General features: G+C 37.1%; 15 protein-coding genes. 12 read left to right on the plus strand and 3 right to left on the minus strand.

The window, feature by feature from the left end; translation table 11 throughout:
- Positions 1–29: 29 nt before the first annotated feature.
- The gene (locus ACLHG9_RS02215; RefSeq protein WP_410219886.1) at positions 30–2,486 is read right to left on the minus strand and encodes a DUF5686 and carboxypeptidase regulatory-like domain-containing protein; all 2,457 of its coding nucleotides are present in this window, start codon (positions 2,484–2,486) and stop codon (positions 30–32) included.
- A 114-nt stretch (positions 2,487–2,600) separates the two neighbouring features.
- Between ACLHG9_RS02215 and kbl the strand changes: the two genes are divergently transcribed.
- The 5 genes from kbl (at position 2,601) to ACLHG9_RS02240 (ending at position 7,404) form a co-directional block, all read left to right on the plus strand.
- Complete coding sequence (gene kbl / locus ACLHG9_RS02220; RefSeq protein ID WP_410219887.1) at positions 2,601–3,791, plus strand: glycine C-acetyltransferase; 1,191 nt, start codon at positions 2,601–2,603, stop codon at positions 3,789–3,791.
- A gap of 306 nt (positions 3,792–4,097) precedes the next feature.
- A complete protein-coding gene (pheS, locus tag ACLHG9_RS02225) occupies positions 4,098–5,138 on the plus strand; it encodes a phenylalanine--tRNA ligase subunit alpha (RefSeq protein ID WP_410219888.1) in 1,041 nt (346 codons plus the stop codon).
- Between the two features lies 1 nt (position 5,139).
- Complete coding sequence (locus ACLHG9_RS02230; protein WP_410219889.1) at positions 5,140–5,544, plus strand: hypothetical protein; 405 nt, start codon at positions 5,140–5,142, stop codon at positions 5,542–5,544.
- The gene (locus ACLHG9_RS02235) at positions 5,544–6,119 is read left to right on the plus strand and encodes a TetR/AcrR family transcriptional regulator (protein ID WP_410219890.1); all 576 of its coding nucleotides are present in this window, start codon (positions 5,544–5,546) and stop codon (positions 6,117–6,119) included. The genes ACLHG9_RS02230 and ACLHG9_RS02235 overlap by 1 nt, the downstream gene beginning before the upstream one ends.
- Positions 6,120–6,240: 121 nt before the next feature.
- Positions 6,241–7,404: a TlpA family protein disulfide reductase gene (locus tag ACLHG9_RS02240; RefSeq protein WP_410219891.1), complete on the plus strand. Its 1,164-nt coding sequence runs from the start codon at positions 6,241–6,243 to the stop codon at positions 7,402–7,404.
- A gap of 11 nt (positions 7,405–7,415) precedes the next feature.
- Here the strand turns inward: ACLHG9_RS02240 and ACLHG9_RS02245 are convergent, their stop codons facing one another.
- Positions 7,416–7,793 carry a DUF423 domain-containing protein gene (locus tag ACLHG9_RS02245; protein ID WP_410219892.1) on the minus strand — a complete coding sequence of 126 codons (378 nt, stop codon included), beginning with the start codon at positions 7,791–7,793 and terminating at the stop codon, positions 7,416–7,418.
- A 61-nt stretch (positions 7,794–7,854) separates the two neighbouring features.
- The gene (locus tag ACLHG9_RS02250; protein WP_410219893.1) at positions 7,855–8,472 is read right to left on the minus strand and encodes a porin family protein; all 618 of its coding nucleotides are present in this window, start codon (positions 8,470–8,472) and stop codon (positions 7,855–7,857) included.
- 191 nt (positions 8,473–8,663) lie between these two features.
- Here ACLHG9_RS02250 and ACLHG9_RS02255 point away from each other — a divergent pair, with 191 nt between their 5' ends.
- From ACLHG9_RS02255 to ACLHG9_RS02285, 7 genes are all read left to right on the plus strand, one after another.
- Positions 8,664–10,622 (plus strand): beta-N-acetylhexosaminidase, encoded by a 1,959-nt coding sequence (locus tag ACLHG9_RS02255; RefSeq protein ID WP_410219894.1) that lies wholly within the window; start codon positions 8,664–8,666, stop codon positions 10,620–10,622.
- Between the two features lie 60 nt (positions 10,623–10,682).
- Entirely contained in the window at positions 10,683–12,200 is a 1,518-nt protein-coding gene (locus tag ACLHG9_RS02260; protein WP_410219895.1) for a glycosyltransferase family 39 protein, read from the plus strand.
- Positions 12,201–12,322: 122 nt separating this feature from the next.
- Positions 12,323–14,026, plus strand: coding sequence for a M28 family peptidase (locus ACLHG9_RS02265; protein ID WP_410219896.1), 1,704 nt, complete (start codon positions 12,323–12,325; stop codon positions 14,024–14,026).
- 156 nt (positions 14,027–14,182) lie between these two features.
- Positions 14,183–14,818, plus strand: coding sequence for a TetR/AcrR family transcriptional regulator (locus tag ACLHG9_RS02270; protein WP_410219897.1), 636 nt, complete (start codon positions 14,183–14,185; stop codon positions 14,816–14,818).
- Positions 14,805–16,121: a TolC family protein gene (locus tag ACLHG9_RS02275; protein WP_410219898.1), complete on the plus strand. Its 1,317-nt coding sequence runs from the start codon at positions 14,805–14,807 to the stop codon at positions 16,119–16,121. The genes ACLHG9_RS02270 and ACLHG9_RS02275 overlap by 14 nt, the downstream gene beginning before the upstream one ends.
- Before the next feature lie 17 nt (positions 16,122–16,138).
- Positions 16,139–17,176: an HlyD family secretion protein gene (locus ACLHG9_RS02280; RefSeq protein WP_410219899.1), complete on the plus strand. Its 1,038-nt coding sequence runs from the start codon at positions 16,139–16,141 to the stop codon at positions 17,174–17,176.
- 10 nt (positions 17,177–17,186) lie between these two features.
- Entirely contained in the window at positions 17,187–18,734 is a 1,548-nt protein-coding gene (locus ACLHG9_RS02285) for a DHA2 family efflux MFS transporter permease subunit (RefSeq protein ID WP_410219900.1), read from the plus strand.
- Positions 18,735–18,773 lie beyond the last annotated feature (39 nt).

The raw sequence follows: 18,773 nt of genomic DNA on the forward strand, positions 1-18,773 counted from the left end.
AGTCAATGCAATGTGATATCAATCACTTTTTAAAACCCGTAAGCTATACGGAAACCCTGTTGTACTTTCTTATTGCCATCATAAGCATAGCCATAACTCACACTAAATAGTAAGCGTTGCAAACCAAAGAAGAACTCAGTATAATTTCGCTTATCTGGCTGGGTTAAAAAATTAACGCCAACATACTCTTCGAGTTTTAACTTACGCAACAAAGGAATTTTATTGGTGATAAAACCGGCAAAATTATGTTCGTAATGTGCTTCGAAATAATGTTTGGATGTGCTGTAAAGATAAAAATCAAGATACCTGAATTTTCTTAAATTAGGAGGAAATACCAATGAACTGTTACCTCTGAAATGTTTGAATTCAGGGTAAAATACACTGCTGTTGTTTAAGAACGTTCCGCCACCTATGGAAAATGAAGAGTAACCCCATAGCCCCGAACTGATATTTTCTTTAGAGATTTCTGCTGAAATGAAATCATAATCTACATTGCTGTTAAACAGGTTTTTAATCCCTTTTCTGTATTCTATAGTTATTCTTGGATATTTAGCTTCGGTGTAAAACTTACCATCGGGACGGGTAATGTATTTCTGCCCAAAAGTATAACTCAATTGCGCGTTCATGCTTGCTGCTTTATAATTAGGAAACAGGTAAGTTTCTACATCAGGTGTAAATGGGTTATTAGAAGTATATTCTTTATCTGCTATATCCCTGATTTTTGTATTAGAATGATTAATCAGCGCATGATTGTTGGTAAACGATAAGCCTAAATAAGCTTGTAAACCATTGGCCAGTTCGCGGGTTGCATACACGTTGCCAAATTCTTTCTTATAAAATTTAGAAAGATTGGTTTCAAAAATCAAAGAGTTTACACTGTTGGATAAAAGATCCATGCTTCCATAGTTGTTCAAATCATTAATAGATGAACCAAAACTTCCACCTATCTGTGCTCTTTTTACAGGATTGTAATAGAAGTTGCCACTTAAACTAGCGGTAAAAGTTTTATTGGAAAAGCCATATCGTAAATCTGGGCGTATCGAATAATATCTTCTGTCTTCCAGTCGTTTGGTAAAAGTTACACCATATTTCAGCGCAAATCCCTCAACGGTATTAAAAAGTACAGAACGTACAAGTGGATCAAAGTCATAACGTATCTTCTCATACCGGTTATTATGGCTGTAACTGGTAATCAGTATTTTACCTAAGGTAAAGTTGTTGCTGGCTTTCTCAACAGAATCCAGATAATGTTTCGATTCTTTTAAAACCGCAATGCTGTCTTTTTTCTTATAGTCTAGTTTTTCTTCTTGAGTTAACGGTATAGGTCGGTTTTCTGCCCAATACAAAGAGTCTTTTTTGTTAACGGCCTTGGTAATTTTTAAAATCTCGGAGGTGAAAAAATCTTTTGGAAATTTTTGGTTGACAGCGTAATTGCTAAACATACCCACATAATAGCCTTTAAACTTAAATCCCAAAACATTGCCATTAAAATTGAACTGTATGGTTGAAGGCATATAAAATTGATCAACCTTTACAAACTGCTGGGTAATATTTAAAGTGTCGAGCAGATTAATGCCGGCATCAGAAGTCAGGTTTACATTTACGCCTGTTAAGCGCCACAGCTCATCGGCAATATATATAATCCCTCTAAAAGCCGGATCATTCTTGCGTTTAGGTTCAACCGCTATTTTATGGATGATCACATTGTTTTCATTGCTGCTGCCCAATAATTTATAATTATAGTAGAACAAGGCATTATCGGCAATAGGCGATACAAAACTTCTTGAGCTCAGCCCCGAGCTTTCTAATAAAAGATTATCATAGAAGTTGATTTGCAGATCTGAAGCTTTGTTGTAGCTAAACGCATTGTTCCTGCCTGATACTTTAGAAGAGAACATTTCTTCTTTTATTTTATTAGGCTTTTCAAAGTAGTAATGAGATTGCGATTCAGAAAGATATAAAATACCGCTGCGGTTTGTATCTAAACTGAGTATTTTTTGAATATCTCTGCCAAAGAATTTTTTAGGCGCACCAACCAATTTTTGCAAACCTTTAATATAAACATCTCTGCTGTAAGAACTCACTTCGTTTAGGTGGTACTTGCGCTTTTTTATGGTTTCACGTATGATTCTGTAAGCAGGATCTTCGCCTCCGGCCTTAATGGTAACACTGTTCAAAGTGTATTGTTCCGGTTCCAGTAAACAGTTAAAGGTAGTTGATGTTGAAATGAGCTGAAGCTGTTTTTCGTTGTTTTTATAACCAATGGCCTTAAATATCAATGTAATTTCACTATTGTCGGTTTTGATGTTATAAATACCTTGTTCATTTGCCGAAACACCTTTACTGGTATTTTTGATGATCACAGAAGCAAAGGGAATGGCAAGGCCTTCTTTATCGGTAACTTTTCCTGTAATGCTAAACTGTTGTGCAATACATAAATTGTAGCATAAAAGAAGTAGTGAGAATAGCTTTAAGGTTTTAGGCATAAGTAGTTTTGGAACTAAAATAAGTAAAAGATCATGGAAATTGGTTGTTAAAGTTTGTTAATTGACAAAATACTATATTTGTGCTGTGCCCTAAAGGCTAAAAACATAAATATCATGTACAAAACATTACAACCCGTATTACAAAAAGAGCTCGAAGAAATTGAAAAGGCCGGGCTATATAAAAAAGAAAGAATAATCGTAACCCCGCAAGGAGCCGATATTAAAGTGAGCACAGGTGCAGAAGTCGTTAATTTTTGCGCCAATAATTACTTAGGTCTTTCATCGCATCCTAAAGTTTTGCAAGCTGCCAAAGATTCTCTTGATAAACATGGTTACGGGATGTCTTCAGTACGTTTTATTTGTGGTACACAGGATGTACATAAAGAACTTGAAGCCAAGATAGCTGAATTTTTAGGCACAGAAGACACGATTTTGTATGCTGCTGCTTTTGATGCTAACGGAGGTGTTTTTGAACCGCTTTTAGGCGCAGAAGACGCCATTATCTCAGATGAACTGAACCATGCTTCTATTATAGATGGTGTACGTTTATGTAAAGCCCAAAGGTTCCGCTATAAGAACTGCGATATGGAAGATCTGGAGCAGCAATTGATCGCCGCCAAGAACTGCCGTCATAAATTAATTGTTACCGATGGTGCTTTTTCTATGGATGGCGCAGTAGCCCCTTTAGATAAGATTTGCGATTTAGCGGATAAATATGAAGCATTGGTAATGATTGATGAATCACATTGTTCTGGCTTTATTGGTAAAACAGGAAGAGGTACGCACGAGCATTTTAATGTAATGGGCCGTATCGATATCATCACAGGTACCTTAGGTAAAGCATTGGGTGGCGCTTCAGGTGGTTTTACTTCTGGTCGTAAAGAAATTATAGAGATGTTACGTCAACGTTCACGTCCGTATTTATTTTCTAACACCTTAGCTCCGGCAATTGCAGGTGCTTCTGTTGCTGTTTTAGATATGCTGAGCGAAACCACCGAGCTGAGAGATAAATTAGAGTATAATACAAAATATTTCCGTGAAAAAATGACCGAAGCTGGTTTTGACATTAAACCTGGTTTTCATCCTATTGTTCCGGTGATGTTGTACGATGCCAAAGTAGCACAGGAATTTGCGGCAAAAATGTTAGATGAAGGTATTTATGTAATCGGGTTTTTCTATCCGGTAGTGCCACAGGGTAAAGCCCGTATCAGGGTGCAACTTTCTGCTGCGCATGAACAACACCATTTAGATAAAGCCATTGCCGCGTTTACCAAAGTTGGTAAAGAATTGGGTGTAATCAAATAATCAGGTATTCAATTTTCAATAGAGGGCATCTAACGATTAGCTTGTTCATCCTGAATTTATTTCAGGATATTGGATAAATTCCGGATCAAGAACGGAATGACGGCTAACTTTAGATGCCTTTTCATTTTCTTGGCACAAGAAATCTCTTGCTGTTATATTTTCTGATAAACAACGTTGAAAAACGATATTTATAAAAGCTATTTTTTATAATGAATGAGTATGTTTTATTTGTTTAACTGGCTAATATGTAAGTTTTTGAACTCAGGCTGACAAAATAAAAAGATAAAATGATGTATATTTGGCCATATGTTACAACATAAAATAGACCAATATACTGCAGAAATAAACGCTTTTAATACTGATAAGGCCGACGAGCTGGAGAAATTCCGTATTCGTTTTTTAGGGACCAAAGGTATTATCAAAGATATTTTTGATGAATTCAAAGCTGTTTCGCCCGAAGAAAAAAGAACTTTAGGGAAAGTGTTGAACCAGTTTAAGCAGCTTGCCGAACAAAAATATCAGAGCATTGCTGAAGTAACACAGGCATCTGCAGAAAAAAGTAACGCAGACCACCTTGACCTTACCCTTCCGGGCGAAGGTTTTGAAATAGGAACTAGACATCCTTTGGCACTGGTAAGAAGAGAAATCATTGAGATTTTTAATAAACTGGGTTTTAGCGTAGCCGAGGGGCCTGAAATTGAAGACGATTGGCACAATTTCTCTGCACTTAATTTTCCTGAGGAGCATCCGGCACGTGATATGCAGGATACTTTCTTCATTAAAAAAGGTGGAGAAAAAGGAGATATTGCTTTACGTACCCATACTTCATCTGTTCAGGTACGTATGATGGAAGCCGGTCAGCCACCATTCAGAGCTTTAATGCCTGGTCGTGTGTACCGTAACGAAGCCATTTCTGCAAGGGCGCATTGTTTTTTCCATCAGGTAGAAGGTCTATATGTTGATGAAAATGTGTCATTTGCTGATTTAAAGCAGACTTTATATTATTTCGTACAGGAGTTGTACGGTGAGGGTACAAAGGTGCGTTTCCGCCCTTCTTATTTCCCTTTTACTGAACCATCTGCAGAGATGGATGTTTCATGCTCAATTTGTAAAGGAGCAGGTTGCCAGATGTGTAAGTATAGCGGTTGGGTAGAGATATTGGGTTGTGGTATGGTTGATCCTAACGTGTTGGAGAACTGCGGCATAGACAGTAAGAAATACAGCGGTTTTGCATTTGGAATGGGAATAGAACGTATAGCCAACTTAAAATACGAGATTAAAGATCTTAGGTTGTTCTCTGAGAATGATGTACGGTTCTTGAAACAATATAAATCTGCAATAATATAAAATGAGGAGGGTTTTAGGCATAATAATCATATTTTTCCTCTTCGCATCTTGCGGAAAAGAAGAGAGCTTTGTGCCTGATTATCCGGTAAGATATGATGTAACAATACAAGAGTTTGGAATATATGCCAAAAACAATGTGTTATTGGTGCCAAACCATGGTGTTGCAGGTTTAATGATTGTTAGAACGCCTACAGGTGCTTACGTAGCATTTGATCGTTGTAGTACAGTAAATCCAGAAAAGGCTTGTGCCGTTATACCGGATGATAGTGGTATTACGGCTACCGATCCATGCTCTGACGGTAAATTTTTATTACTTGATGGTAGCCCTCAAAAATGGCCGGCAGAACGGTCTTTAAAAAGGTATTCGGTTATTATTGCAGGCGGTAACCTCTCAGTAAGAAATTAATGGAACCAGAAAAAATCAAAGAAAGTATTGTAAGATCGGCCAAAGAGCTATTCAGAAAATACGGTTACCATAAAACCAGTGTTAATGAAATTGCTAAAAAAGCAAGAGTAGCCAAGGCCACTATTTACAAATATTTTGAAAGTAAGGAACAGATTTTAGATGCCATTTTAATGGATTATCTAAATGTTAATCTCCGCGAAATTTTAAGTAATAAAGCGCAGCATAGTAACGAAGTAGAACATCTTAAAGCGCTCGTAATGAAAACCTGTAGATTAACATTTACGGTTTGTAATGAATTTATAGGTTGGGATTTTGTTCGCGAAAATGCGAATTCACAAGAATTCTTAAAACATTTGTCGGATCAGTTGGAGGCTTTATTGCTTTCGGCATATCTCGAACTAGATCATTTTAAAAATAATCCTTCGCGCAGAGACGGTTTAGCGTTCCTGTTAAAAGCGAGTAAGAGTATTGTTTTTTCTTTTGCATTTACCTCTGTTAGCGATTCTGATGTGAGAAAGAATTTTGTAGCTTTTCAGAACGAGATTTTGCCATATTTGGTAAAGGCGGCTATTTAAGCTAATCTTAATAAGAGTAATCTATCTACTACAATAGGCTTTCTGTCTTCAAAAAAACTATTGACTATTACATAAAAATACATAATGTTAATTTAGTGTTTTTAAGATCAATAGTTAAAAAATGAAAAAGCTAACTTTATTTATTTTTCTTCTTATTATAACTCAAAAGTCACTGTTTGCGCAAATTAAGATTGGCGAAAAAATTAATCTTCTACAGGCTAACTTATTATCTGTTGATCAATCAAAATTAGATCCTTCTAAAATTATTGTGATAGATTTTTGGGCAACGTGGTGCGGTCCCTGTATAGCTGCGTTTCCACATCTGGATAGTTTACAGGCGAAATACAAGAAGCAGGTACAGATAATTGCTTTAAGTGATGAGAAACCATTAAAAGTAATTACCTTTTTAAAAGGTAAAAAAAAATCTTTAAGCTTTTTCATTGATCAGAGGCAACAAGTATTTAAACGTTTTGAAATAGAGGCCAGACCTTTTACAGCTATTTTAGATAGCAAGAGAACTTTAATATGGGTGGGTAGTTCACAACATCTGGAAGATGCGCTTAAAAAAATCATAAAAGGAGAAGAAGCTCCTGTATATCTAAACCAAAATAGCCAGTTATATAGAAAGTATTATGCAAATGGTTCTACGCAAAATAAGGATAATTTTATTTACAGCTATCAACTTTCCTTGAGCGCAACTACAGATAAGTATGAAGTAAAAACGCAAAAAGATATAGATAGTGCTGTAAATATTTATTACCGAGCAGCTCCAGTTACTGAGGTGGTTCAAGACATATTACAAGTACCTGATCTGCAGTTTAAAAATCGGCGGGCTGAGCTCGATACTATTCTGGTTAATATTAACTTAAAAAGCGCCTTGGCTACATTAAATTATAAAACAGAGTCGAAAAAAGTTCTTGAAGATCTGAAGCGGATATTTAATTTTTCAATAAAGGAGGGACTTCAGCAAGTAGAAGGATATAAATTAGCAATAATCCATCCGGAAAAATTAATGAAATTTAAAGAAGAGCTGACAGGAGGAGGTATAATCCAATCAACGGAAAAAGAATATAAAATACTACGGGTCTCATTAAATGAATTGGCCGGATTTTTTCAAAAGAAACTGAAATTATTTATCTCATGCGATGAAATGACAGATGCTAAATACAATATGGAATTGGAAAAATTCAATACCATCTACGAATTGAATGAACAATTAAAGGGCAAATATGGTTTACAGCTTTTGCCATCAACATATCAAATAAATAAAGTGGAGGTTTTTTAAACTTTGCAAAATTAATTGACCGCAGAGACAATAAGGCAAATCCATCCGGCAACCATCATTAAACCACCCAAAGGTGTAACCGGGCCTAAAAATCTCATATTGGTTTTGAGTAATTGCGACAATGACAAGAGGTAAATACTAAAAGAAAACAGCATCGTGCCTGCGCCTATCAAATAAAAACTCCATTGTACAGCTTTAAGGTTAAAATTGGCATTAAAACCAATTACTAACAAAGATAGGGCACTGTACATCTGGTATTTTATGCCTGTTTCAAAAGAGGCTAATTTATCTTCTGTTAATATTTTCTTTAAAGCATGTGCGCCAAATGCACCTAAAATTATAGCTAAGGTACCAAAAGCGGCCCCGGTTAAAATTGCCAAGTTGTTCATATCAACAAAATTAAATAAAACCGCTTAAGGTAAAAAGCACTGTATCCTGTTAAGGTAAAAATTAGAAAGAGTAAGCCAGCATAAAAGAGAAACCATGATTTTTTGCATTAGAAGAAGCTGCCTTTTCTAATTTGGTAAAATCATTAGCATATCTGGCCTCTAAGCTTATTTTGCGATTGTTAGGTTGAGTAAAATCCCATCCAATTCCATAAACCCCCGAAAAAGCATAGCTATTCATCTGGTCTTTTACATCATAAGTATGTGTTTCGTAATCTTTAGGTGTAGATTTATGTTTGGCACTCAGCAAGAAACCGCTTTGAGGCCCTGCGAAAACATTAAGTGTTGTAGTAGGAATCTGGTATTTTACCAATATGGGAATATTCAAGTAATTAAAACGATAAGAGTCTTCGAACTCAGCATTTGCTATATCGCCCATAAACCCACGATAATTATAGCGACTGCCCTCCATCTGGAAATTAACTTCAGGTTGTAGCGTAAAAGATTTAGCTATAGGAACTTGTGCATGCACGCCTCCTGTAAAACCGGCTAATGCATTGTCGGCTATAAAATTTTTTACTCTGTAAACACCTATGCCCGCATGTACGCCATAAGAAATCTGACTAAATGCATTTAAAACAAAAACGATTGCGAAAGAAAAGGTAAGCAAGATTTTTTTCATAATTATTTGTATCTAAAAGTAGTTTCAACAAAAAAACGCAATTAAATGAGCTTGGACTAAAAAAGACTGTAATTTTTTTGTTTTCAAATGGATAAAGTACATTTCTATTAGCAATTATACTACATAGATCAGGAAAATATTAATATTTTAGCTGTATTAAAAACTTGAGTACACGCATAAGGAATCCTGAAATGAAATTTATTCTGCCTTTCGTATTTTTAACGCTTACCCTATCTGCTTTTGCACAAACAAAAGACGGAGAACGTGAAACAGCTAATACGGCCACTACCCATATCAATACAGAAATTGCTATTATACCTGAGCCGGTATCCATAGATAAAAAAGCGGGGCATTTTATACTGCCCGAAAATGTACTGATTTATACCAACAAACCGTTAGAAGTTAAACAAAGTACCGCATTTTTACAGGAGCGTATTGCGACAGCAACAGGGTATTATGTAGGTACCACAACTACATCTGCTCATAGTGGCACAACCATTAAACTTTTACTTACAGAGAAAACAGATGCCCTGATTGGCAGTGAAGGTTACCGTTTATCAGTTATGCCTCATCAGATCATTATTACAGCCAATCAACCTGCGGGTATTTTTTATGGTGTACAAAGCTTGTTGCAATTGTTGCCCAAAGAAATAGAAAGTAAAGAGACCATTAAAGATATCAGCTGGAAAATACCTTGCGCAGACATTACAGACTATCCACGTTTAAAATGGAGAGGGATGATGTTTGATGTGGTACGTCATTTCTTTACAAAAGATGAAGTGAAACAGTTTATTGATAACATGGTGCGTTATAAATACAATTTGCTTCATTTACACCTTACAGATGATGAAGGCTGGCGTATTGAGATAAAAGGATATCCTAAATTAACCGAAGTGGGCGCATGGAATGTAAAAAGAACTGGCTCGTTCGGCGCTTTTATTCCGCCTAAACCAGATGAACCACGTGATTACGGAGGTTTTTATACACAGGAAGATATCAAAGAACTAATTGCCTATGCCAAAGAGCGATTTGTTGACATTATGCCCGAAGTAGATGTACCAGGCCATAGTTTAGCAGCAATTGCATCTTATCCTGAGCTTTCATGTACACCGGATGCAGTTAACTATAAAGTACGCAGCGGCGAACGTATTATGGACTGGAGCCGTGGTGCCCCACCTCTTGCATTGGTAGATAACACGCTATGCCCGGCAAACGAAAAAGTTTATGTTTTCTTAGATACCGTTGTTGCACAACTGGCACAATTATTCCCATTCCCATATCTCCATATGGGCGGCGATGAAGCACCACATAATTTCTGGGAAAAAAATCCTGCAATAACCGACCTAATGAAACGAGAAGGATTGAAAACCATGCCTGAGGTGCAAGGGTATTTTGAGCGTCGTCTGGAAAAAATCGTGAACAAATACGGTAAGAAAATGATGGCCTGGGATGAAGTACTGGAAGGCAAAATAGAACAAAGTACAGCGATCATGAACTGGCGTAGCACCAAATATGGTAAACAAGCCGCAGAAACCAAACATGAAGTGGTAATGTCGCCGGCAGAATTTGTGTATTTAGATTATATGCAGGGTGATGCCATATCAGAACCTAAGGTATATGCATCATTACGCTTAAATAAAACATATGAATTTGAACCCGTACCCGAAGGAGTAGATCCTAAATATATTTTAGGTGGGCAAGGTAATTTGTGGACTGAACAAATCTATACCATGAGACAGGTAGAGTACATGGTTTGGCCACGGGCTTTTGCTATCGCAGAATCAGTATGGTCGCCAAAAGAAAAGAAAAACTGGAATAATTTTATCGCTCGTACAGAGCTACACTTTAAGCGTTTGGACGAAGCTGATACCAAATATTCTAAAGCTGTTTACGACCCTATTTTTAACGTTAGAAGATCTGGGGATAAGAACCTGCTGGTTACTTTGAGCACAGAAATAGAAGGATTGGATATCTATTATAGTTTTGACAATTCAGAACCAGACCGTTTTTATCCTAAATATAAAGAACCTTTAGTTGTACCGATTGATGCAAGTCTTTTAAAAGTGATTACGTACCGAGGAAAAGAACCTGTAGGACGTATGCTGACTATGCCCGTTGATGAATTGAACAGAAGGGCAGGAAAGAAATAGGTATCTGATGTAACAATAAATAGAGCAGATGGCCTTAAAAGAAACTATGCCTAACTAAAGATGAGGAAAACCTATTGGTTGTTATTTATATTTCTGCTGATAAAAATTGTTCTGCAATTTTTGGTGGTTAATCCGGTATATGAATTACATCGCGATGAGTTTTTACATTTAGATCAGGCTAAGCATCTGGCCTGGGGTTTTCACTCTGTTCCGCCATTTATTTCCTGGGTATCGTGGATTATTCTGCAATTAGGCAATGGTTTTTTCTGGATTCGGTTTTTCCCGGCACTCTTTGGTGCGTTGACTATTTTGGTGGTCTGGAAAACAATTGAAAACCTCAGAGGAGGCATTTATGCTTATGTATTAGCAGGTACAGCATTGCTACTCTCGGTTTTATTGAGGATTAACATCTTATATCAGCCCAATGCCTTTGATATACTTGCATGGACGTTGATTTATTTTTGTGTAATCAGATATGTTCAGACCGAAAGGAATAAATGGCTGTATTTTTTAGCGTTTTGTTTTGCTGTAGGATTTCTAAATAAATACAATATTGTTTTTTGTTTGGCAGGATTGCTACCTGCAATCTTATTGAGCAAGCACCGTAAGGTATTTTTTAATAAACATTTGTATTTTGCTATAGTACTTGCTTTGGTGTTGATCAGCCCCAATTTATTATGGCAGTACCAAAATGATTTTCCTGTAGTTAGACATATGAAAGAACTGGCAGATACACAGTTGGTCCATATTCAACGCAGTTCTTTTGTAAAAGAACAGTTCTTTTACTTTATAGGTTCTATATTCATCCTTATCGCAGCTTTTATTTCATTCTTTAAATATGGAGCGTTTAAGCCATTTAGATTTTTATTTATTGCTTTTGCCCTAACGATTGCCGTATTCTTAACATTAAAAGCCAAACCGTATTATGCCATAGGTCTATACCCCATATTTTTTGCTTTTGGATCTGTTTACCTTAGCCACATATTAAGTTCAGGGTGGAAATATTACCTGAGATATGCACTTTTTGTACCCCTATTGTTTTTTGGCTATGCACTGATTAAGACCTCATTGCCAATCTTTACACCAGCCCAATATGTAGAACGAGCACAGCAAAAGGAACCCTTTAGTGAACATACTTGGGAAGACGGTAAAAAACATCCTATTTCACAAGATTTCGCGGATATGTTAGGGTGGAAAGAATTAACGCATAAAGTTGATTCGGTGTACAGCCAGATACCGAATAAGAAGCGCATCTTTATTCTCTGCGATAATTACGGGCAAGCAGGAGCCATCAATTATTATACCCAGCAAAAGGGCTTGGTAGCCAATGCCTTTAATACTGATTATGATAAATGGCTTAACCTGGATCAAAAAATTGAAACTGTAATCAGGATCAAAACCATAAATAATGTTGATTTTACAAGAGATCGTAGTCTGTTTCAAAATGTGGATGTTCTAACAAGGTTAAAAACGCCTTTAGCCAGAGAAAAAGGCGCACAGATTATCCTTTTAAGCGGTCCTAAAGTTGATATTGCTGCGCTTCTACGTAAAGAAAGAGCAGAAGGAAAACTAAATTAATTAACGTAAAAATTAAGTGTAAAAAACAAATTAACCATATTAACTTCTAAATTAGCTATACTGTTTAAAGGAACGAACAATTAGTTTACTGCTCACATAAGCTTATAACCAAAATTATATTGATGAAAAAAATATTTTTAATGCTGTTAACTGCTTTGCCTGTTACATTATTTGCGCAAAGTCAGGTAGATAATTATTTTAAACTTACCCGAGAAGGATTTAATGAGAAAAATGCTTTTCAAACCACATCATTTGTAGAGAAATATTTTCGGGTACCGGGTAATACGGGTTTTAATGCCAGTATTCGCTACGTAGAAGATATTTTAAAGAAAGCTGGCTTTGTTGAAGAAAAGAACAATGAATTTGAAGCCCCTTTAACTTACCGTATAGAAAAACGCCCTATGAAACGCAATACTTGGGAGCCTGTTGATGCAAGTGTAACCATAGTGGGTGAAAGTGTACCGCTAATTGCTTTCAAAACAAATCGTAACATGATTCCTATCAATTGTCCTTCTACACCAGAAGGAGGGGTAACTGCCGAAGTGGTATTTGTAGGCAAAGGTACTCCAGACGATCTGAAAGATAAAGATCTGAAAGGTAAGATTGTATTTGGGGATGTTTCTGCCCCACGCTTGGCAAACATGGCAGCAAAAGCAGGTGCCCTTGGGGTAATGGGTTATAGCATGCCAGCCTATACACAACCAGAAAAACACCAAACTTCTATCCAGTTTGGTAGTATAGCGCCAAATTCGCCGATATGGGCGCTTTTGCTGTCGTATGGAGTAAAAGAAAAACTGAAAGCAGCTTGTCTTAAAGGAACGGTTTCATTAAAGGTAGATATCAAAACTAAAATATATCAGGCTGATGAACTTACCATTGTAGCCAATGCCAAAGGTAGTGTTTTGCCTCAAGAGCGTTTTGTATTTAGTGCCCATGTTCAGGAGCCGGGAGCAAATGACAATGCTTCTGGGGTAGGAACACTTGCTGAAATGGCTCGTTTAACCGCTAACTTAATTAAAACAGGAAAATTTAAACCTCAACGTACTTTAACATTTTTATGGGGTGATGAGATTGTATCTACCAGAAGATATATTGTTGAAGACAGCCTGCGGGCCAAAGGTATAAAGTGGGGAATGAGCTTGGACATGGTAGGCGAAGACACCCAGAAAACAGGAGGAACCTTTTTAATTGAGAAAATGCCAGATCCATCTGCTATATGGACCCGCGGTAATGATAAGCACAGTGAATGGGGGGCAGGTGATGTAAAAGAAAAAGATCTGTTTCCGCATTATTACAACGATTTTATTTTTGACATCTGCAAGGCACAAGGAAAACATGCTAACTGGGTAGTAAATTTCAATCCGTTTGAAGGCGGAAGCGACCACACACCATTTTTACAAAATAAAATACCGGGATTATTGATGTGGCATTTTACTGATGTATTTTATCATACCGATAACGACAGAATTGACAAAGTTTCGCCAGCTACTTTAAAAAATGTGGGTGTAAGTGCTTTAACAGCTGCTTATACTTTAGTTACAGCTGATGAGAACACAGCCTTAGCAACAGTATCGCAAGTGAAAAACGACGCTTTGGTGCGTTTAAAAACTGAGTTTGATTTAAGTAAAAAAGCTATTGCGGATGGTAAGATAGCATCTGATGAAAAGCATATTATTGAGGTATGGGGCAAGTGGTATACTGATGCACTGGCTACGATCAATACTATGGCAGTTAAACCACAAACCACCAGAGTTGGATCGGCTATTAAAGCTGCTGTACTTGGTATAGAAAAGCAAAAAGATGCTTATCTCAAAAGCTTAAACTAAAATTCATCAAAAATTCATATAAAAAAGGTCGCTTTGTATTAAGGTGACCTTTTTTATAATCATGAAAACTAAAATATCATTCAATTGTAAAACCGTACACATTTGTATTGCAATTTAATCAATCGATTGATTAAATTTGTGCCCGCAAAAAAAGAGATGGAAAAAGCAGATAAACGAACCGATATTTTAAAAGCTGCCGAGCAGCTTTTTGCGGAGTTTGGATACGAAGCCACATCAACCCGTCAGATTGCTAAAGAATCAGGAGCCAATATGGCTATGATTAACTATTATTTTGGTGGCAAAATGGGAGTTTTTGTAGAGATCATGGAAGAACGGGTATCCAGTTTTAAAACCCAGCTTAACCTTATTCATGATGATCAGGTACCAGTATTGGATAAACTGATGAAAGTGATAGAACAGTATGCCGACAGAATTGTGGGCAGTTACAGTTTTCACAGAATGATGCACAGAGAATTATCATTCTCTTCATTAAGACCCGAAATATTTGAAAAAATTAAAGAAGCTATGCGTCAAAATTTGTTAGTGATAGAACGCATTATAGAGCAGGGAATTAATGAGGGTGTTTTCAGGCAGGTAGATATCAGAATGACAATCATTACCATTATGGGGACCATTTCAATGGTAACCAGTTCACCGAGTAAGCTTGCACCTGATAGTGATATAGATCTGAGCAAAAAACATCACCGTGAAGAAATAAAGAAGAGAGTAATTACGCATCTTAAAGATTTGATGCTTACCTATTTAATAAAACCAAAAAATGATACAATTTAAAACGAAAAGCTTTTTAGTAGCCATACTCTTTCCTGTACTGGGTTATGCACAACAGGTAAAGAATTTGAGCCTTCAGGAAGCCATTGATTTAGGGATTACCAATAGCAAAAATCTGAAACTGTCTCAACAAAAAATAGACGAGGCGGTTGCAAAAATTGCGGTAACAAAAGACAATGTACTGCCAGAGGCTTCTGTTGGATTTATGTATAATCATGCTGAAATACCAACCAATACCTTAAAAATAGGAGGAGGTAATCCTATACATCTGCCTAACCGCGCTGATGCGTTTGTAGGAACTGCATCTGTTCAGGAACTGGTGTATGGAGGTGGTAAATTAAAATATGCACAAGAATCCACCAAATTGCTTAAAGAGATTGCACAACTGGATGCTTCAAAAAATAAAGAAGAAGTAACTTATGCAGTTATAAATGCTTATATCTCTTTATATAAACTTAACCAGAGCAAAAGTGTGGTAGAGCAAAATTTAGCGGCTGTTGCCAGTCAGCTAAAACAAGCCCAACGTTTTTTTGAACAAGGGCTGGTTACCAAAAACGATGTGCTAAGATTTCAGTTACAACAGGCAAACGTGTCTTTAACCGATTTAGAAATTGACAACAACAGAAAGATCATTAACTATAATTTGGATGTTTTATTAGGCTTACCAGAAGATACACAAATTAAAATCGCAGATGCCGATCTTCCTTTAAATACAATTGAGCCGCTAAGTACTTATCTAAATTTGGCAACCGGTAACAGACAGGAATTACAACAGGCAGACTTGCACCAAAAAGTAGCTGATTTTAATATCAGAACTATAAAAGCTAATACCCGGCCTACATTAGGCGTAGGAGCGAACCTATATTATATTAATCCAAGCGGTTCATTTATTCCGCCAAGTCAGCAGTTTATTGTGCCGGTAACTTTAGGGGCAAACCTGTCATGGAACATCGGTAGCTTGTGGAGCAATAAAAATAAAGTAGCCGAAGCTAAAATTCAACAACAGGAAATAGCCACTCAGAAAGATATTCTAAACGATCAGATCAAAACAGAGATTAACAAGAACTACCAGAATTATAAGCTGGCTATGCAAAAAATCAATGTATTGCAAACAGCGGTAGAGCAAGCTGTAGAAAACGACAGGTTATTAGAATCGAAATATAAGAACAATATTGCATCTGCAACAGACAGAATTGATGCAGAAACGCTTTTATACCAGGCTAAAATTAATCTTGAACTGGCCAAAGCCGATGCAAGGTTAGCTTATTATACTCTATTAAAATCAACAGGAAAAATTTCAAACTAAAAATAACAATACGCTATATGACAAAGCCAGCAAAAAAGAAAAATAAACTTATTCCGATTATACTTGGTGTACTTCTTCTTATAGGAGCCATATTTGGTTTCACAGAATACAGCTATTACAGCAAGCATGTTGATACAGACGATGCCCAGATCGATGGGGATATCAGTCCTGTAATAGCCCGTGTGAGTGGCTATGTAAAAGGAATTAATTTCGAAGAGAATACGAAAGTTAACGAAGGCGATGTTCTGGTAACTTTAGATGATGCAGATTACAAAATCAAGTTAGAACAGGCTCAGGCCGGGCAGGTAGCCGCACATGCAGGTGTAGGTGTATCACAGGCACAAATTGTAGCAACTTCTGCCAACACTAGTACAGCCAAAGCCAATATAGAGGCGGCTAAAGTGAAATTAGAACTTGCACAAAAAGATTATGACCGTTATGCCAATCTAATCAAAGATGGCTCTATAACCAAACAGGCGTTTGATCAGGCCAAAGCACAAAAAGAAACTGCTGAAGCGGCTTATCAGGCTGCTTTAGATCAGTACCAAGCTGCGGTAAAACAGGTAGGTACTACCCAATCGCAATTAGGCGTAAGTACTTCAGGTGTAACACAACGTCAGGCTGATGTTGATTTTGCCAAATTACAACTGTCTTATACAGAAATTAAAGCACCTGCAACAGGTATTGTTTCTAAGAAAAATGTACAGAAAGGTCAATTGGTGCAAGCTGGTCAGTCGTTGTTTTCTATTGTTAATGAGAACAGTATTTATGTAACGGCCAATTTTAAAGAAACTCAACTTGAGAAAATAAAAACAGGTCAGAAAGTAAAAATAGATGTAGATGCTTTTCCTAACGAGAGCGTTGAAGGGGAGGTGTATAATTTTGCACCTATTACCGGGGCCAAAGGAGCTTTATTGCCTCCTGATAATGCTACAGGTAACTTTGTTAAAGTAGTACAACGTGTACCGGTTAAGATCAGAATATCGAGCAAAGATAAAGCATTATTAGAGAAATTACGTCCGGGTATGAGCGTAAAAGTATCTGTATCTATTTAAAAAATATAAAATGGCCGAAGTAGGTTTAAAAAAATGGGTAATTACTTTTACGGTAATCACAGCATCATTGCTTGAGCTGATTGATACTACCATTGTAAATGTTGCATTACCACAGATACAAGGTAATCTTGGTGCCACTTTAGAAGATGTGGCCTGGTTATCTACCGGCTACGCAGTAGCCAACGTTATTATATTGCCCATGTCGGGTTGGTTAGGAAGCAGGTTTGGCCGTAAAAACTACTTTTTAACATCAATTATTGTTTTTACCATCGCCTCATTTTTATGTGGTAATGCCACATCATTATGGGAACTGGTAGGTTTTCGTATTTTGCAGGGTATTGCAGGCGGGGGATTAATCTCTACCGCGCAAGCTATTCTGATAGAAACCTGGCCACGTGAAGATGTGGGAATTGCTACGGCATTATTTGGTTTGGGAGCCGTGGTTGGTCCTACTGTGGGCCCAACAATAGGTGGTTATATTTTAGAGATTGCCAACTGGCCATGGATTTTCTATGTAAATATTCCAGTGGGTATTCTCGCAGCATATTGTACATATATGTTCGTCAGGGAAACACCAAAAGATGGTAAAGGGCGCCCCATTGACTGGTGGGGAATTGGTCTATTGGCAGTTGCCGTAGGTAGCTTGCAAACCTTGTTAGAGAAAGGTGAAAGTGAAGACTGGTTTGCTACAGGTTATATTGTGGTTCTAGCGGTAGCATCTGTATTGGGAACATTACTCTTTATATGGCGGGAACTTAGCACAGACCACCCTATTGTGAATTTTAAAATCATGCGTCACCGCAGTTTCTCTATAGGTATGTTTACTTCGTTTGTACTGGGCTTTGGTTTGTATGGTTCAGTTTTCGTGTTCCCTATATTCTGTCAGAATCTGTTGGGTTTTACGCCACTGCAAACGGGTGAGCTGTTCATTGCTGGTGGTTTATGTACCATTGCTATGATGCCTTTTATAGGTATTATGCTTAAAAAAGGTGTGCCTGCACAGTTTATGGCGACTGGAGGAATGTTGATGTTTTTCATTTTCTGTAACATGCTGAGCAAATCAACACTTTCATCAGGCCCCGATCAATTTTTCTGGCCGCTGGTTATACGTGGTTTTGGTATGTCCTTGCTGTTTGTACCTTTAACTACATTGGCTATACAGGATTTAAAAGGACCGGAAATAGGACAGGGTTCAGGATTGAACAACATGAGCCGTCAGTTAGGAGGTTCTTTTGGTATAGCTGCCCTAACTACTTTAATTCACGTACGTCAGGGGGTACACCGTAATAATCTCATTACCAATATCAATGAATACAATCCTGCGTTTACCGAGCGTTTAAACGCTTACATGCATGGTTTTATGGCTAAAGGAGCTTCTTATTTAGATGCAAAATTAATGGCCATGAAAGCCATAGAAGGAAGTGTGATTAAACAAACATTGTTACTTACTTATAGCGATGCTTATTGGGTGGCAGGTTTAATTATGCTATGTTCTATACCCTTGTTGTATTTGCAAAAATTTAAAAAGAATACCAATGTGCCTGTAGATGCGCATTAATAATATCCATATGATTAAAACCGGCCTTGTGCCGGTTTT

It is taken from the genome of Pedobacter sp. (genome assembly GCF_046462515.1).
Classification (GTDB): domain Bacteria; phylum Bacteroidota; class Bacteroidia; order Sphingobacteriales; family Sphingobacteriaceae; genus Pedobacter.